This is a genomic window from Rhizobium sp. SJZ105 (assembly GCF_007828365.1).
In the GTDB taxonomy this organism is placed as follows: domain Bacteria; phylum Pseudomonadota; class Alphaproteobacteria; order Rhizobiales; family Rhizobiaceae; genus Agrobacterium; species Agrobacterium tumefaciens.
In genome coordinates, this window is the sequence record NZ_VIUP01000001.1 from 303,387 (window position 1) to 318,592 (window position 15,206).

Genomic DNA, 15,206 nt, shown 5'->3' on the forward strand with positions numbered 1-15,206 from the left:
GGCCAATGACACGATTGATGAACGGCCATAAGCGCCGTGCCCTGCTTCTGGCTCCGCTGCTTGCGGTTGCGATGGCGGGCTGTGCGGGAACCCCATCGAACGATACGTTCGACCTTTCCGTCTCTTCGGCGACTGTGACGCAGGGGCCGTCGCTCAAAGGCCGGCAATTGCTGATCGCCGATCCGACGGCGCTGAAAGCGCTTGATAGCGAAAACATCGTGGTGCGCCTTTCCGGCTCGGAAGTGCAATATCTCGGCAATTCGCAATGGAGCGACCGCCTGCCGCGCATGGTGCAATCCAAGCTGGTGCAAGCCTTCGAGGATACCGGCAAGCTCGGTGGCGTCGGCCGGCCGGGGCAGGGGCTGGCGATCGATTACCAGGTGGTCAGCGATATTCGCACCTTCGAAATCGATACGGCAAAAAACACCGCCGATATCGAGATTTCGGTGAAGCTCTTGAACGATCGCAACGGCACGGTAAAGGCGCAGGAAGTATTCCGCGCCAGCGCACGCGTCAGCGGTTCCGGAAATGCCAATTTCGTCAAAGCGCTGGATCAGGCTTTCGCCGCCGCCACCCGCGAAATCGTGGCGTGGACGCTGAAGTCGCTCTAAGTCTGACGACGGTCATTTCCGCTACAAGAGATTGCTCTATGCTGCGGGCGAGGCCTGTTGGTGACGGCCTTGCATTCAATGTTTCCGATCCGCGGGTCCGTCATGCGATTTCTGGTGTTGCTTTGCCTTTCCCTTGTTTCCGCCATGTGCGGAACGGGCACCGTTCTGGCAGCCGGTCTTCGGTTGATCGAGATTCCCTCGGCAGGCGGAAAGCCTTCCATGAGGGCGGCGGTGTGGTCGCCCTGCGCGGCGACTCCGGTGGAGACCCGCATCGGCCCCTTCGCTCTGCAAGCGGTGCGTGATTGCCCAGTTGTCGATGGGCAATATCCGCTCGTCATCATCTCCCACGGTTTCGGCGGTACGTATTTCAGCCATCGGGATACCGCGGCGGCGCTGGCGGATGCCGGTTTCATCGTCGCGGCGATCAATCATCCCGGCGATAACGCCATTGACATGAAGCGGGCAGGCGATCTTTCCGCGCTGACCGAACGACCGGCCGATATCGTCCGCCTGCTCGACCATATGCTGGCGAACTGGAACGATGCCCGTTTTATCGATGCCGGAAGGATCGGGGTGTTCGGATTTTCGCGCGGCGGTTATACGGCGCTGGTACTTGCCGGCGGCGTTCCGGATTTTCCAAATACCGGATTGCCGTGCCCTGATGGGCAGGCGGCGGTGTGTGCTCAGATGCTGGAAAGGTCTGCTTCGCCTGAGGACCGGGTCTACGATGCGCGGGTGAAGGCTGTGGTTGTTGCAGACCCCCTCAACGCCTTTCCAGGGCGGGCCGATCTGCGAGATATCAAAATCCCCGTTCAGCTCTGGAGTTCAGAGCGCGGCGGCGACGGTGTGGCGCCGGAGGATATTTTAGGGCTGCGCGACGACCTGCCGGCAAAACCGGACTATCAGACGGTGAAAGGGGCAGGGCATTTTTCGTTCATAACACCTTGCCCCGCCGAGATGGAAAAAGCCCTGGCCCAGATATGCGGCGATATTCCGGGGTTTGACCGGGCGGAGTTTCATCGTCGACTGAACAGCGAAGTCATCCGCTTTTTCACGGCTTCGCTACGCTGACGCACACGCCGGTGCCGCCGCCGATCAGACGGCGTCCTGCGACTGCCATTCCGGCAGCGGGAAAAGCCGGTCGTAGCCCCAGTTGAAGACGAAGGCATAGACTACGTAGAACAGCGCAAACGAGATATCCATCACCAGCGCCTGGGCAAGGCTGATGCTGAGATACCAGGCGATGAAGGGCATCAGCACGATCAGCAGACCCAGTTCGAACAGCAGGGCATGGGCGACGCGGATAGCGGGCGTCTTCAGCGTCGTGCCTTTCAGGCGCTGCATGGCATGGTCGAAGCCGAGATTGTAAAGATAGTTCCAGGCGGTGGCGAGCGTGGCGCTGACCAGGCCGACAATGCCGATATCTTCCATGGGCATGTGAAATACTAATGCACCCAGCGGCACGACCAGCAGAAGGCCGATAATTTCGAAGCTGAGAGCGTGACGGATACGATCGGGCAGGGAACGCAATTTATTCTCCGGTATGTGACCGGGCCGTCCCGCATGCTGTCGCCATAATGGCCGAGGTCGTCCTCTCGCAAAGCCATATAGCGGTTTCGGGCAAAATTTCAAGCCTTGGGTCATGGTTGGGTTTGGGAGCGCTCTTCTCAGCGGGAGCGGGATGAGGCGGCGAGGCCGGAGTTATGCGGCGAGACTTCGCCTTCATGCGACTATTCGTGCCACCATCTCACCGGCGTGGAGACGAAGCACGCGGCGGTGCCTTATCTTTTCAATTGTCCGCCGTTTCGCCGCTGCGGAACAAGAGCGGTGTTTTTTCGTTATCGCTCATGGAAGGAGGCGTGCCATGCAGCATAATTCTCCAGATGGACGAACGATAAAGGCCGCCAACGCGGCACAGGCCACGACTTACAAGCCTAGCCTCATTTCCCTGAAGGGAAGTTATGTGGCGATGATATTCCGCAGGCCGCTTTGCCAAAATCCGCTGGATTTGCGGAAAAAATAAAGCGGCACGCCTCACCCATTGCCACCGATGACGACTGCCGCAATGACAGAGAGCTTTAGATGTCTCTAAAGTGTGATTTTCAATCCGGACCGTCTCCCCTTAGATTGGGAGATCGCCACGAAAGCGAAGGGAGAATGACATGAAATCAGTTCTCATTATCGCCGCTGTACTCGGTTTTTCCGCCAGTGCAGCGTTGGCGGAGTGCGCAGGTCATGAAAAGATCAACGCTTCCGTTCCTGCTGTCGACCGTGAATTCAAAACTGCAAGCATCGTTCCGCCGACGGATCCGGTGGACAAGCCCATCGTCATACTGAAAAAGACCGATCGCCTTCCGGCGGCAACGGTTGCGACGACTGGCGAACCCGAAGCAGCAATGCAACGCATGCAATAAGACAAGACAATGATCGTTTCATTCTGAAAATCCCGTGTGTGAGGTAATCCGCACGGGATTTGCTTTTTGCCATCTAGCTGTCGAGTTTCAGCGACAATTGCTTCGGGCCTTCATTCTTTTTCAGCACGTAGAGCGGCCGGGCGATGATGACTTCCGTTCGCCGCTGCAATTCCCGTCTCCTCTCGAGCGCGCGCTCGCGCATATCGCGGGAGCGAGCGACCACGGACAGGGCATTTTCTATGGTTGCGTCTGCTGCGTTCATCGCTGACCTCCATAATGTTCACTTTATGTTCTCATTATCGGTCGCTTATGTCAACACTGTGGCAGCGATACTTAAAGGGCAGCTGAAATGCCCTGGAGATGGTCTGTGACGGGGACGCTACCGGCTGCATTGAGGGGGCAGGGCTTTGCCTGGAGCGTTTTCTCCCCTCGCGCTTGCGACGGAGCATCGAAGGCCCGTGCGGGCGCGACGGGGGATACTCCGGCCTGCTCAATCAATTTTCGGGATGCTTTGGCAATCATGCCGGGTGCCGATCGGCTCCGGCGGGCGGGAGGCTGTCAGGACAGGGGGCGTTGATCGGGTGCGGTGAGGCCGGGAAGCAGGTCACTCAGATGTTCACTGGCGAGCGCGACGATGGCAAGCGCGGCTTGCTGGCGGTTCCAGCCAGCGTCTTCCGCTTTTTCGATCAGCCCTTGAATGGAGGGCTCCAGCGCGAACTGGCACTCGGCCTGATAGTCCATGGTATCGATAGAAAGCGATGGAGAATTAATTGCGGCCCGCATCGTTTGGTCTCCCTGTTTTCCGCCATGCACGTCGTTAAGCGACGCACAAATCGGAAACATGCACATTCAGAGGCCTATGATATCGGGCAGGCCCGTATATCAATGGCAGCGAATCCCCCAGCAGGCGGGACGTTAACGGCAAGTCTCGATGGCTGTCAACGAACGTCCGGTAGCGACGGCGTCGTCTTACCTATTTCAGAGCCTTCCGTTCCGGAAAGGTTTTCGTCTCCAGACCAGCAATGCCATGACATAAAGCGCAAAAAGCACGAACCATGTGACGGGCAGCACCATGAAAAGCGCCGCATAGGCACAACTTCCCTCGAAACAGGAACCGAGAAATCCGGAATCGGCAAGCGTACCCGACAATAGAAACGCACATACGCCGCTTCCGACTGCGCCGAGGGCGAAAAGCAATATGTTGACGATCAATCTCATCACGCCAATCATAGGCATGATTAAGACCGCTTTGCGGAGCGGGTGGCACTGCCGCGCTGATATTTCGTCGTTTCAGTAGATGTGTTGCAAAACCGGCGTTGCCGGAGCGGCTGATTTTTTTGAAGGCCGCTTGTTGGTGCAGGCCCCGCCATGATCGGGCAGGGCCGTTATTGCCGGATTCTTACTCGGTGATGGTATACTCGCCGAGTTCGCACAGGTTCTGCGTATCCTCGAGGTCTTCCAGCTCATCGCCCTGGAATTCGAAACGCATGTCGTATTTGCACACGCGGCGGCCATCGGCGATGGTGATCTCCATCGTTTCGCCCGGACCAAGCGCCTTCTTTCCGAAAACGTCGTCTTCCCAGTCATCGACGCCGACTGGCGAGGTGTAGAAGGCATTGAGAACGGAGTTCGTTCCGTTCTTCAGCGAAAAGACGAGGTCGTCCGCCTGCGCCGCACCCGCAACAGTCAACGTAGCCGCGAAAAACACCGCCGTTACCCATTTTGATGTCATAATATCCCCCTTTTGCGCCATCGTTCTGGCTGGGCAATGCATACAACCAAACCAGTGGCTTGCAATGCAAACTGCGGGTTTTGGTTAAATTGCGAAGGGTTCGTTATGGGTAACTTTTCGAGATATCCAGTCTATTTTAAATATTACAAATATATATAAATAAATATTTCCAATTTTTTTCCTTTATTTGTAATTTTATTTTTATGAAACCAATATATTATTTTTATATTCCGAAACTGTTTTTTTATTTTCAATTGTTTTGTCATTTATTTTGAGGTTTATTTTGATTTATTTATGATTTTTCTGTGTGTATCGTGGACTTTATTATTTTGTATATATCGATTGCTGAATCAGCGAAGAGTTTTTACTGACAAAAATATTTTTTCAAAAATGGCGTTAATTGGTGGATGGGCCAGGCTGATCGCTTTCCGACAGAGGATAATGGATTTGATCAAGCGCTCGTTTTTATTCTTCTGCGGCCTCAAGCTGCCGGGTATCGTGGCACTGGCCACCCTGTACGCGGGTTTTCTGACGCAGGCTTTGGGCCAGTCGCGGGTCTGCAACGATCCTGCTCCGGTCAGCAACCTCAAAGAAATGTTCGATGCGATTTACGCATGCTGGATGCCGCCGGAAGACACGGAGGGGCTTGTCGTGACGCTTCAGTTCATTCTGCATAAGGATGGGCAGATAAGGGGCAAGGTGGTCGTCACAGCCGCGCGCCCGCAGGAAGACAGTCCAAGACGGCAAGCCTTTATCGATTCCGCCATCGACGCGGTGAGGCGGGCAACGCCTGTTCCTTTCACCGAGGAATTCGCAAGCCGTATTGCCGGGCGGCCCTTGGGGCCGCGTTTTATCGGGACAAAAATCATACCCGAAACGAAGTTGTAGGTTTTCTTGGGAGCTAGGTCCGCTGTCGCGGCCGCATGTTTAGGCGCGCCGAATGCGAACTGTTTTATCAGTGCCCGGCGCCGAAGGCGATGCTTTAACTTAGCACCGCAACGTCTTGTCATTTTTGAAGAATTTGGTGGGTGATGTAGGGCTCGAACCTACGACCCGCTGATTAAGAGTCAGCTGCTCTACCAACTGAGCTAATCACCCGACCGACACCGTGTGGCGGTGTGAGGGGGGCTATAAAGGGGAAGTTTCGGCTTGTCCAGCGCGGAAATGAAATTTCTTCGATTTTTGTGACGAAAAAATTTCAGTCGCGCTGGAAAAGGCTGGAAATCCGGGATTTTACGGATTTTTTTCTTTTGCTATCCTCGCCGGAAGGCTCTGCCGATAACGATGAGGATGCAGGCGCCGATGAAGCCGGCGATGAGATAACCGATCCATCCGGTCAAAACGATTCCGAATACCGAGAGAATGGCGTTGGCGACGATGGCGCCGACGATTCCAAGTAGGATGTTCATGAAAACACCCATATTGCTTTTCATGAATTGTTCGGCGAGCCACCCGGCGACACCACCGATGATGATAGCTGCGATCCAGCCAATACCAGCAGATTCCATGATTTCCTCCCATGATTGCTGCACTATTGAAGGTGATGATTCTCCGGGTGAAAAGCAAGGTAAACTCCCGAAAACCTCGCTTTTTGCGGGTGGTTTTCCGCGCGGCAGGCGATAAATAGCCTGATGCTGGGTGAAGATATGAAAGGCATGGATGTGCGGTTGATGTTTGGCGGAATGATTGACGGTAGGCGGATGTTCGGCGGGCCTTTATCCGGCCGGCGGCGAAAGGCCGCCATGGCTGCAATAATGGTCGCGGTATTCACCCTCCTTGGCAGCTTTCTGTCGTCCGCAACCTTGGCGTCGGCGCAGGATGCGCCAGCGGCCGCACCAGTCGCTATCCAGGCTTCCATCGTCGAGCAGGCGCGCACGGATCTGGAAAAATGGAAGGCCGATATTTCGGCAATCGCCAAACAGGTGGAGGCGGGCGGCAGCGATGACGTGCAGCTGGTGGACCTGAAGGGACGCGCCGATACCATTGCAGCCGATGCTGCCGCCGCCAACACCAAGCTGCGGACCCGTCTGGACCAGATCAAGACGCGTCTCGACGCGCTTGGTGCTGCCCCGGCGGAAGGACAGCCGCCCGAAGCGAGCATGGTGACGGAGGAGCGCTCCCGGCTGACTGCGGAGCGCGCCGAGGTGAATGCCATTGCCGGCGAGGTGGAGAGCACTGCCACCAACGCCGCGCAGATTTCCAACAACATTACGGCGGTTCGGCGGGCGCTTTTTGCCGCGACCCTGTTCAAGCGCACCGAAGTCTCTTCCCAGACGCTGGGCGACGCCTCTTCCGCCTTCGTGAGCGAGCTGACCAATCTCAACAACGCCTTCAGCAGCTGGGCGGGTTTCGTCTGGAACTACAAACGCCTGCCGATGTTCGGGGCGGTGATGCTGTCGATCATGGCGGCGCTGTTGTTTCTGGTGGGCGGTTACCGCTTTTTCGGCAGCCGCATGGAACGGCGGGCCTTTTCCGGCGAGCCTTCCTATCTGCGGCGGCTTTCGGTGGCCTTCTGGTCAACCATGGTGCAGTCGCTGTCGCTTTTCCTGTTTCTGGTAACCTCGGCGTTTTTCCTCGATAATTTCAACGTGCTTCGTTCCGATATCGCGCCGATCCTGTTTGGCGCCATGGCAGTTACGGGCTTCGTCTATTTCGTGTCGCGGCTGAGCTACGCTATCTTTGCGCCGACGCAGCCGGAATGGCGTCTGTTGCAGGTTTCCAATCGCGGAGCGCACACGCTGTCCTCGGCCGTGCTTTTGATGGCGCTCGTCAACGGTCTCGATTATCTGTTCGGCACGATCAGCGAGACGCTCTATTCGCCGCTGATCGTCACCGTTGCCAAGAGCTTCATTGCCTCCATCATCATTGGCATCATCCTGCTCACCGTGTCGTTCCTGCGCCCGGTGATCGGTGAGGGGCAGGACTACGAGACCGGCAACCAGCGCCTGCCGCGCTGGCTGGTCATTCTGCTCAGGGTCGGCGGGCTTGTTCTCATCGGTGCCTGCCTGACGGGTTATGTGGGGCTGGCGCGGTTCCTTGCCACGCAGATCGTCGCCACCGGTGCGGTGCTCGCAACGATGTATATCGGCATTCTTTCCGGCAAGGCGATTTCGCGACAGGGCGCCTTTTCCGAATCCCTGGCCGGTCGTTATCTCGGGCGGCGCTACGGTCTCGGCCCGGTTGCGCTGGATCAGGCCGGTCTTGCGGCGGGGCTCGGCATCTATGTCATCGCACTCGCCTTCGGCGTGCCGCTCATCCTGTTTTCCTGGGGGTTCCAGCCGGGCGATATCGAAAGCTGGGCCTATCGTCTGCTGACCGGCATCACCGTCGGCAATGCCTCCATCTCGCTGATCGGCCTGTTCGGCGGCGTCCTTGTCTTTGCCATCGGCTACATCATCACACGCTGGTTCCAGAAGTGGCTGGACAACAACGTCATGGCGCGCGGACAGGTGGATGCGGGCGTGCGCAACTCGGTCAAGACCGGCATCGGTTATCTCGGTATCGCGGTTGCGGCCATTTTCGGCGTCTCTTCCGCCGGTCTTAACCTCTCCAGCCTGGCGCTGGTGGCGTCTGCCCTTTCGGTCGGTATCGGTTTCGGCCTTCAGAACATCGTCTCGAACTTCGTCTCCGGCCTCATCCTGCTGGTCGAGCGTCCCTTCAAGGTGGGTGACTGGGTGGTGACAGGCACGACGGAAGGCACCGTCAAGCGGCTTTCGGTGCGCGCGACCGAGATTGAAACCTTCCGCGGCCAGTCGATCATCGTACCGAACTCGGAATTCATCAATTCCTCGGTCGGCAACTGGACACACCGCAACCGTATCATGCGAGCGGAAATTCCCGTCTCCGTTGCCTATGAATCCGATCCGCAGCAGGTGATGGATATTCTGCTGGAACTGGTGCGCACCCAGCCGCCCGTACTGCGCAACCCCGAACCGCACGTGGAATTCCTTCGTTTCGGCGACTTCTCGCTGGATTTCGAATTGCGTTTCCACCTCGCCGATCTTTCGAATGGGCTTGGCGTGAAAAACGCGCTGAGGATCGCAATCCTGAAACGCTTCCGCGAAGAGGGGATCGCCATCCCGTTCCCGCAGCGTAACCTCAACATCCACGTGGAAGGCGATGCAAATCCGCAAATGCTGGCGGCGCTGCTTTCGGAAGAGGGTGACAAGGCGGTGGCGGCGCATACGGGCGCGGCGGCGCCTGCCGCGGCAACTGCACCGGAAAAGGACGCGGGCAAGGCGGGTGACAAAACCGTGGTGGAGCCGAAGGCGACGTTGAAGGCGGCCGGCAAGGACAGTTAATCTGCGGCTACCGCGGCTGCGGCGACGCAGCCGATACGGGCGTTGACGGGCGCGGGGAGTTATCCTCGCGCCCTATTTGCATTGTGGCGGATGAGACGCCGGGGGGAAACAAGGGTGACGTCCAGAAGACTGTGGATGGTGCGGACGTTGCCGCGACCACAGGCCCGCAGGGCCAGCAGCCGGCGGCCGAAAACATGGCCGGCAATGACAACACCATTCGCAGCACGAACAGTTCCGGCCTCTTTTCCGATAGCCAGTTTGCGAGGCCGCTCGTCATAGGCTTCAACAGCGTTTCCATCGGTATGCGCAACAGCACGCCCGCATGGCTGGACGCCGCGGCAAAAGCTGCCGCTGGCAAGGACGTAAAAGACCGCGCCAAGATTTGTGCATCTTCGCAGGAGGTTGCGAAATGAGACTGGCTATTTTTCTCTTCGGTATGTTTTTTCCGTTTCTGGCAAATGCGCAGGATGTGGTTCGCCCGTCTGCGAGTGGAGATATTGCGCAATTCAACGATGATTGCATTTATCGTATTCCACCTTGCAGCAAGGATGATGGTGGCGGCGTTTTTCCGCCGCCACCACCTCCGCCCGGTGGCGGCGGCGGGATACACAATCTGCCAGGCGGTCCTGTCCTCAAGAACTCGATTATCGTTCCCGGCAATGACGTTATAAAGGGGTTAAACTTGGACGGCCCGGATGTGCGGGGAATGCAATTGCAGCTTCAGACCAGATAGACGGTTTATCCGGCGCTTCAGGCTCCAATCCGTCTTGGCTGACACTTGATCTGTTCCGGTTGGTATTTTCCCATATGTGCGCCACCGTCGTCTTCAAAAGGCGACGGTGGTTTGAATCCCGCCTCCAGCGACGGCATTTTCGCCCCTGTCGCAGCACCCTATGGCCATGTCGCAATCAGGCGGCTGAACGGCCGCCGGGCGCTTCATATTCCATCCCATCGATTTGGCAGCACGACAGGCAATGCCGGCGCTTTTTAGGGGTTCTGTAAATGAAGACACATGCACGGGCGGTGGTGATCGGTGGCGGCGTCGTCGGCGTTTCGACGCTTTATCATCTTGCCAAGAAGGGCTGGAGCGACAGCGTCCTTATCGAGCGCAAGGAACTGACCTCCGGTTCCACCTGGCACGCAGCCGGTCTTTTGCCGCTGTTCAACATGAGCTACTCGGTCGGCCAGATCCACAAATATTCGGTGAAGTTCTACGAGGAGCTTCAGGAAGAGACCGGCATGAATGTCGGTTTCTCCAAGGTCTCCAACATTCGTCTCGCCCGCACCAAGGATCGCTGGGACGAATATATGTATTATGCCGGCATTGCCGAGACCATCGGTGTGCGGGTCAACATGCTGACGCCGGAGCAGGTGAAGGAAATCTGGCCGCTTTGCGAGACGGACGGCCTGCTGGGCGCCATCCAGCACCCCGATGATGGTTATATCCAGCCCGCCGACCTGACGCAGGCGCTGGCGAAGGGCGCGCGAGACCGTGGCGCCACCATCTATCGCAACACCACCGTCACCGCCATCGAGCAGCTGGAAGACGGTCACTGGAAGGTCACGACGGATAAGGGCGAGATCATCGCCGAACATATCATCTCCTGCACCGGCTCCTTTGCCCGCAAGACCGGCGAGATGGTCGGCATCAATATTCCGGTCATCCCGGTTGAGCACCAATATATCGTCACCGAGCCGCACCCGGCCATTCTGGAGCGCCGCCGTCAGGGTCTGCCGGAAATGGGCGTTCTGCGTGAATCGGATTCGGCCTGGTACATGCGCGAGGAGGCCGGCGGTCTGATCCTCGGCCCTTACGAAGTCGGCGCTCCGGTCTGTTATGTCGACGGTCCCTCTGACGATAGCGAATATGAGCTGTTCCAGGAGGAACTCGACCGGCTTATGCCGCATATCGAAACGGCGATGGTGCGTGTTCCGGCTTTCGGCGAAGTCGGTATCAAGAAGGTCTATAACGGCGCTATCGCCTATACGCCTGATGGCAACCCGATCGTCGGTCCGGCACCGGGCCTGAAGAATTTCTGGCTGAATGAAGGCCACTCGTTCGGCATCACCGCTGCCGGTGGTGCTGGCTGGCAGCTTGCCGAATGGATCGTTGATGGTGAGCCTACACTCGATCTGATGGGTGTCGATCCGCGACGCTTCGGCCCTCACGCGACGGAAGGTTACCTCATTGCCAAGAATGAGGAAGCCTATGCCAACGTCTTCACCATGCATTACCCTGATGAAGAACGTTCCGCTGCCCGTCCGCTGAAGACGACGCCGGTTTACGACCGTCTGAAGAAGCTTGGCGGCGTGTTCGGTTCCGTTTACGGCTGGGAACGTGCCAACTGGTATGCGCCGGAAGGTTATGCGCTGCGCGAAGAGGACCTCGGCGTCGGTGCGGATGTCATCACCAGCCACAACTATGCGCCGCCACTGGATGATGGCCGTATCGTTGAGAAGTGGTCGTTCCGCCGCTCGAACTATTTCGAACATGTCGGCAACGAGGTGAAGAACGTCACCCAGAATGTCGGCGTGCTTGACATGTCGGCCTTCGCCAAGATGGAAGTTTCCGGTCCCGGCGCGCGCGCCTGGCTGGACAGCATTCTCGCCAATATCGTTCCGAAGAAGCGCGGCCGTATTGCGCTGACGCACCTTCTGACGCCGAATGGCGGCGTGAAGGTGGAGTTCACCGTCTATGAATGGGCGCCGGGCCGCTTCTATCTGGTGTCCGCCGGTGGTCTTGAGGCGCACGATCATGACGTGCTCCAGCGCCTTGCGCCCACCGACGGTTCCGTCGTGCTGCAGCCCATCACCCAGAAATACGGCGTGCTGGTGCTTGCCGGTCCGAAGTCGCGCGATCTCCTGAAGAAGCTGACCCGTACCAGCCTCGAGAACAAGGATTTCCCGTGGCTGACGGCGAAGCAGATCTCCGTGGGTGTGGCGACGGCGCATGCGCTGCGCGTCAACTTCGTCGGTGAACTGGGCTGGGAGTTGCACCATCCTATCGAAATGCAGAACTACATCTTCGACCGGCTGATGGAAGCGGGCGCCGAATTTGGCATCAAGCCATTCGGTATTCGTGCGATGGTGTCGATGTCGCTTGAAAAGTCGTATCGCAACATGGGTCGCGAGCTTTCGGTCGAATATAACGCCTATGAATCCGGTCTCGACCGTTTCCTGCGTCCGGAGAAAAACTTCATCGGCCGCGACGCGCTGGTGGCCTACAAGGAAGCCGGATTGAAATCGGTGTTCTCGACGCTGACCGTTTCGGGCAATACGGATGTCGATGCGCGTGGTTCTGAAGCTATATTCGATGCAGATGGCGCACTTGCCGGCCGTGTGACGAGCGGCGGCTTTGGCTGGCGTATCGGAAAATCGATTGCCCTTGCCATGCTGAAACCCGAATATGCCACGATTGGCACAAAGCTGAAAATCCGCATTCTTGGCACGCTTTATGACGCCGAGGTGGTGGAAGAAAGCCCCTTCGATACGGAAAACGCGCTGCTGCGCGCCTGAGGGATTTTCCTGGAAGCATTCGAAACACGGCCCTCCCTCGGGGGCCGTGTTTTCTTTTGGGTAAGCATGTATGCCGACTGTTTTCGGGCAAAAGTGTTATTAATGATTCTGAAAAATACGCCTGCTAATTTCCCGTGAAAGACGACGGGGGACTGGGACAAAATGAATTTTCTGGGCATTACGGGCATGCAATATTCGGGTGTGCCATTTACCAATTGCCGCATTTTGCTTGCGGAAGATACCAATGTGTTCACCCAGATGGTGAGCATGCGCCTGAAGGAATTGCTGGGCGTTTCCGTGGAGGTGTGCCGCAACTTCGAGGAGTTGCAGGCGTGCTACGAACACTCGGCCGAACCCGTGACGCTTGCGATTTCCAACATCAATCTTCCGGGGGCGGAGAATGGCGAGGCGCTGGAGTATCTGATCGATCTCTCGATCCCGACCATCGTTTTCACCAGCACGTTCCATGAGGCGACCCGCGAAACGCTGATCGCCAAGAATGTGGTCGACTACATTCTGAAAGACAATATCTTTGCCGTGGACATGCTGACGGAATCCATCTGTCGGTTCCTCACCAACCACCGCCACCATGTGCTGATCGTGGATGACAGCCCAACGGCGCGGGCGCTGCTTTCCAGCCGCCTCAAGCGTTATAATTTCCGCGTCAGCCTTGCCGATAGCGGTGCGAAGGCGCTCGAAATCCTGAAGGCCAATCCCGATATCGGGCTGGTGGTGACCGACTACAATATGCCCGATATTGACGGTTTCGAACTGACACGGCGCATCCGCACCGTACGCGGTTCGCACGAGTTGCGCATCATCGGCGTTTCCTCTTCCACCAACCGGCTTTTGTCGGCGCGGTTCCTGAAGGCGGGTGGCAACGATTTCATGCTGCGGCCCTTCATCGACGAGGAATTTTATTGCCGCGTCAACCAGAACCTCGACACGCTGGTGCAGATACAGCTGGCCAAGGCTGGCGTGAGACCGGCGGCCTGACCGGACTTTTCGTTGTCAAAGCCGCGATAAGTCAAAGCTGAGACTCGAGCGGCAGGAAACGCATGATGCCCGCGACGATCCGGCGGCTGATGGCAGCGTCCGGTTCACGCCTGTATGTCTTCGGCTGGCCGTGTTCTTCGGTCATCCAGACGATGCGATTGCCGTTGTCTATATCCAGCTCGAAGCTCATCGAGCGGCGGATCTCTTCGCTGAATATCTCGTCCATGCGCGCAACCAGCGGGGCTGAGGTGAAAACGACGCCCATTTCCGTGTTGAGAGACGCGGAGCGCGGATCGAAATTGAGCGAGCCGATATAGCCGGTCTTGCCGTCGCGGGAGAAAGCCTTGGTGTGGAGGCTCGCCTGTCCTGAACCGCGAAGCGTAAAGCTTGGCTGGTCCGCCTGTGCACGCAGTTCATGCAGTCGCACCCCGCCCAGCAGAAGCGGCTTTCGATACCGTGCGTAACCTGCGTGAACGGCGGCAACATCTGTTGCAGCCAGCGAGTTGGTGAGGATGGCAACCGAGACGCCGCGCTCGGCAAGGTTTGCAAAAATGTCCAAGCCCTGTTTGCCGGGAATGAAATAAGGGGAGGTGATGTGCAGGCTGTCATTTGCCGCCTGCATCAGCGGCAGCAGGCTCTCCATCAGGAAGTTGTGGCCGTTGCGGCGTTTTCCTGCTGCTTTTTCCGGCGGGTCGGCAAGCACGTCGGCTTCATCGACCCAGTGCAGACGGTCCGACATCAGGAAATGTCCGCTGCCATATTGGTTTTCGACGCGCTCGAGATAGGGTTTGGCAGCCTCGCTTTTCGGCAGCGCAGCAAGCTCGCGCCTCAACCTGGCAAGCTTGCTCGGCCTGCGCGCCAGAAGCGAGCGCACGGGAACGGAAACGGCGCTGTTCCAGTAGTCGTCGAAGATTTCGGTGGCATCCGCAACGATCCTGCCGAAACCAAGAATGTCGAAATCATGGAAATTGGCCCGTTCGGCGGCATCGAAATAGGCGTCGCCAATATTACGGCCGCCAACGATCGCGGCGCGTCCATCGGCAATCCACGCCTTGTTGTGCATGCGCCGGTTGACGCTGCGGAAACGCAGCACCAGTTCCAGGCTTCGATACAAGATGTTTTCCCGCGCCCTGGTTGGGTTGAAGAGCCGCAGCTCGATATTGGGATGGCTGTCGATGGCGTGGAAGATGCGGTCGGACATCGAGACGCCGAGATCGTCCAGAAGCAGCCTCACGCGCACGCCGCGATCAGCCGCGGCAATGACCTCGCGCATCATCAGCCGACCGGTCAGGTCGGCATTCCACATGTAATACATCAGATCAAGGCTGCGCCCAGCCGCCCGCGCCGATGCCATGCGCACTGCAAAGGCATCCAGATTGGAATGCAGCAGGCAGAGCGCGTTTTTCTCGTTCCAGCCATTCCTTATCGACTGCCAGTGGCGGTCGAGCCCGGTCGCATCCTCGGCAACGGGCAGGGCAGTTGAGGGGCGTTTGGGAATGGCCTTTTCCCGCTGCTTGCTGATGACAACAAACAGGGCTGGTCCGACGACCAGCAGCACCATGGCGATAAAGACCGTAAATGCAGTCACTTGTTTTGATCACTCCCGGCCTGAAGATTATCAGGCCGGGTGAAAACG

The 15,206-nt window shown here is 57.7% G+C and carries 16 protein-coding genes and 1 tRNA gene; 9 read left to right on the forward strand and 8 right to left on the reverse strand.

Going from position 1 to position 15,206, the window contains the following annotated elements; translation table 11 throughout:
• Positions 1-5 precede the first annotated feature (5 nt).
• Both FB593_RS01550 and FB593_RS01555 read left to right on the forward strand, forming a co-directional pair.
• Positions 6-611, forward strand: coding sequence for an ABC-type transport auxiliary lipoprotein family protein (locus FB593_RS01550; protein WP_019566194.1), 606 nt, complete (start codon positions 6-8; stop codon positions 609-611).
• Positions 612-713: 102 nt separating this feature from the next.
• Positions 714-1,682: an alpha/beta hydrolase family protein gene (locus FB593_RS01555; protein WP_111804590.1), complete on the forward strand. Its 969-nt coding sequence runs from the start codon at positions 714-716 to the stop codon at positions 1,680-1,682.
• A gap of 24 nt (positions 1,683-1,706) precedes the next feature.
• Here the strand turns inward: FB593_RS01555 and FB593_RS01560 are convergent, their stop codons facing one another.
• Entirely contained in the window at positions 1,707-2,141 is a 435-nt protein-coding gene (locus tag FB593_RS01560; RefSeq protein ID WP_111804532.1) for a PACE efflux transporter, read from the reverse strand.
• Between the two features lie 632 nt (positions 2,142-2,773).
• On the opposite strand from FB593_RS01560, the gene FB593_RS01565 reads away from it, so the two are divergent.
• Positions 2,774-3,025: a hypothetical protein gene (locus tag FB593_RS01565; RefSeq protein WP_003515471.1), complete on the forward strand. Its 252-nt coding sequence runs from the start codon at positions 2,774-2,776 to the stop codon at positions 3,023-3,025.
• Positions 3,026-3,098: 73 nt separating this feature from the next.
• Here FB593_RS01565 and FB593_RS01570 read toward each other — a convergent pair whose 3' ends face one another.
• The 4 genes from FB593_RS01570 to FB593_RS01585 all read right to left on the reverse strand — a co-directional run bounded on the left by FB593_RS01570 (position 3,099) and on the right by FB593_RS01585 (position 4,757).
• Positions 3,099-3,287, reverse strand: coding sequence for a hypothetical protein (locus FB593_RS01570; RefSeq protein ID WP_003515469.1), 189 nt, complete (start codon positions 3,285-3,287; stop codon positions 3,099-3,101).
• A 296-nt stretch (positions 3,288-3,583) separates the two neighbouring features.
• Positions 3,584-3,808, reverse strand: coding sequence for a hypothetical protein (locus tag FB593_RS01575; RefSeq protein WP_013636232.1), 225 nt, complete (start codon positions 3,806-3,808; stop codon positions 3,584-3,586).
• Positions 3,809-4,003: 195 nt separating this feature from the next.
• A complete protein-coding gene (locus FB593_RS01580) occupies positions 4,004-4,255 on the reverse strand; it encodes a hypothetical protein (RefSeq protein ID WP_019566197.1) in 252 nt (83 codons plus the stop codon).
• Between the two features lie 169 nt (positions 4,256-4,424).
• Positions 4,425-4,757, reverse strand: a complete 333-nt coding sequence (locus FB593_RS01585) for a hypothetical protein (RefSeq protein ID WP_065658592.1) — start codon at positions 4,755-4,757, stop codon at positions 4,425-4,427.
• Positions 4,758-5,099: 342 nt separating this feature from the next.
• Here FB593_RS01585 and FB593_RS01590 point away from each other — a divergent pair, with 342 nt between their 5' ends.
• The gene (locus FB593_RS01590; RefSeq protein ID WP_321186257.1) at positions 5,100-5,645 is read left to right on the forward strand and encodes a hypothetical protein; all 546 of its coding nucleotides are present in this window, start codon (positions 5,100-5,102) and stop codon (positions 5,643-5,645) included.
• A 134-nt stretch (positions 5,646-5,779) separates the two neighbouring features.
• Here the strand turns inward: FB593_RS01590 and FB593_RS01595 are convergent.
• Together FB593_RS01595 and FB593_RS01600 are read right to left on the reverse strand one after the other, a co-directional pair.
• Positions 5,780-5,855 (reverse strand) — tRNA-Lys (locus FB593_RS01595).
• Between the two features lie 155 nt (positions 5,856-6,010).
• The gene (locus tag FB593_RS01600) at positions 6,011-6,265 is read right to left on the reverse strand and encodes a GlsB/YeaQ/YmgE family stress response membrane protein (RefSeq protein ID WP_003515453.1); all 255 of its coding nucleotides are present in this window, start codon (positions 6,263-6,265) and stop codon (positions 6,011-6,013) included.
• A 123-nt stretch (positions 6,266-6,388) separates the two neighbouring features.
• Between FB593_RS01600 and FB593_RS01605 the strand changes: the two genes are divergently transcribed.
• The 5 genes from FB593_RS01605 (at position 6,389) to FB593_RS01625 (ending at position 13,570) form a co-directional block, all read left to right on the forward strand.
• A complete protein-coding gene (locus FB593_RS01605; protein WP_041694439.1) occupies positions 6,389-9,058 on the forward strand; it encodes a mechanosensitive ion channel family protein in 2,670 nt (889 codons plus the stop codon).
• 83 nt (positions 9,059-9,141) lie between these two features.
• Positions 9,142-9,471 carry a hypothetical protein gene (locus FB593_RS01610; protein WP_321186258.1) on the forward strand — a complete coding sequence of 110 codons (330 nt, stop codon included), beginning with the start codon at positions 9,142-9,144 and terminating at the stop codon, positions 9,469-9,471.
• Positions 9,468-9,791 carry a hypothetical protein gene (locus FB593_RS01615; RefSeq protein ID WP_035252119.1) on the forward strand — a complete coding sequence of 108 codons (324 nt, stop codon included), beginning with the start codon at positions 9,468-9,470 and terminating at the stop codon, positions 9,789-9,791. The genes FB593_RS01610 and FB593_RS01615 overlap by 4 nt, the downstream gene beginning before the upstream one ends.
• A 269-nt stretch (positions 9,792-10,060) precedes the next feature.
• Positions 10,061-12,574 carry a GcvT family protein gene (locus FB593_RS01620; protein WP_003515448.1) on the forward strand — a complete coding sequence of 838 codons (2,514 nt, stop codon included), beginning with the start codon at positions 10,061-10,063 and terminating at the stop codon, positions 12,572-12,574.
• A gap of 162 nt (positions 12,575-12,736) precedes the next feature.
• Positions 12,737-13,570: a response regulator gene (locus FB593_RS01625; protein WP_003515447.1), complete on the forward strand. Its 834-nt coding sequence runs from the start codon at positions 12,737-12,739 to the stop codon at positions 13,568-13,570.
• A gap of 31 nt (positions 13,571-13,601) precedes the next feature.
• Here the strand turns inward: FB593_RS01625 and FB593_RS01630 are convergent, their stop codons facing one another.
• Positions 13,602-15,158, reverse strand: coding sequence for a phospholipase D family protein (locus tag FB593_RS01630; RefSeq protein ID WP_112752476.1), 1,557 nt, complete (start codon positions 15,156-15,158; stop codon positions 13,602-13,604).
• Positions 15,159-15,206: the final 48 nt, after the last annotated feature.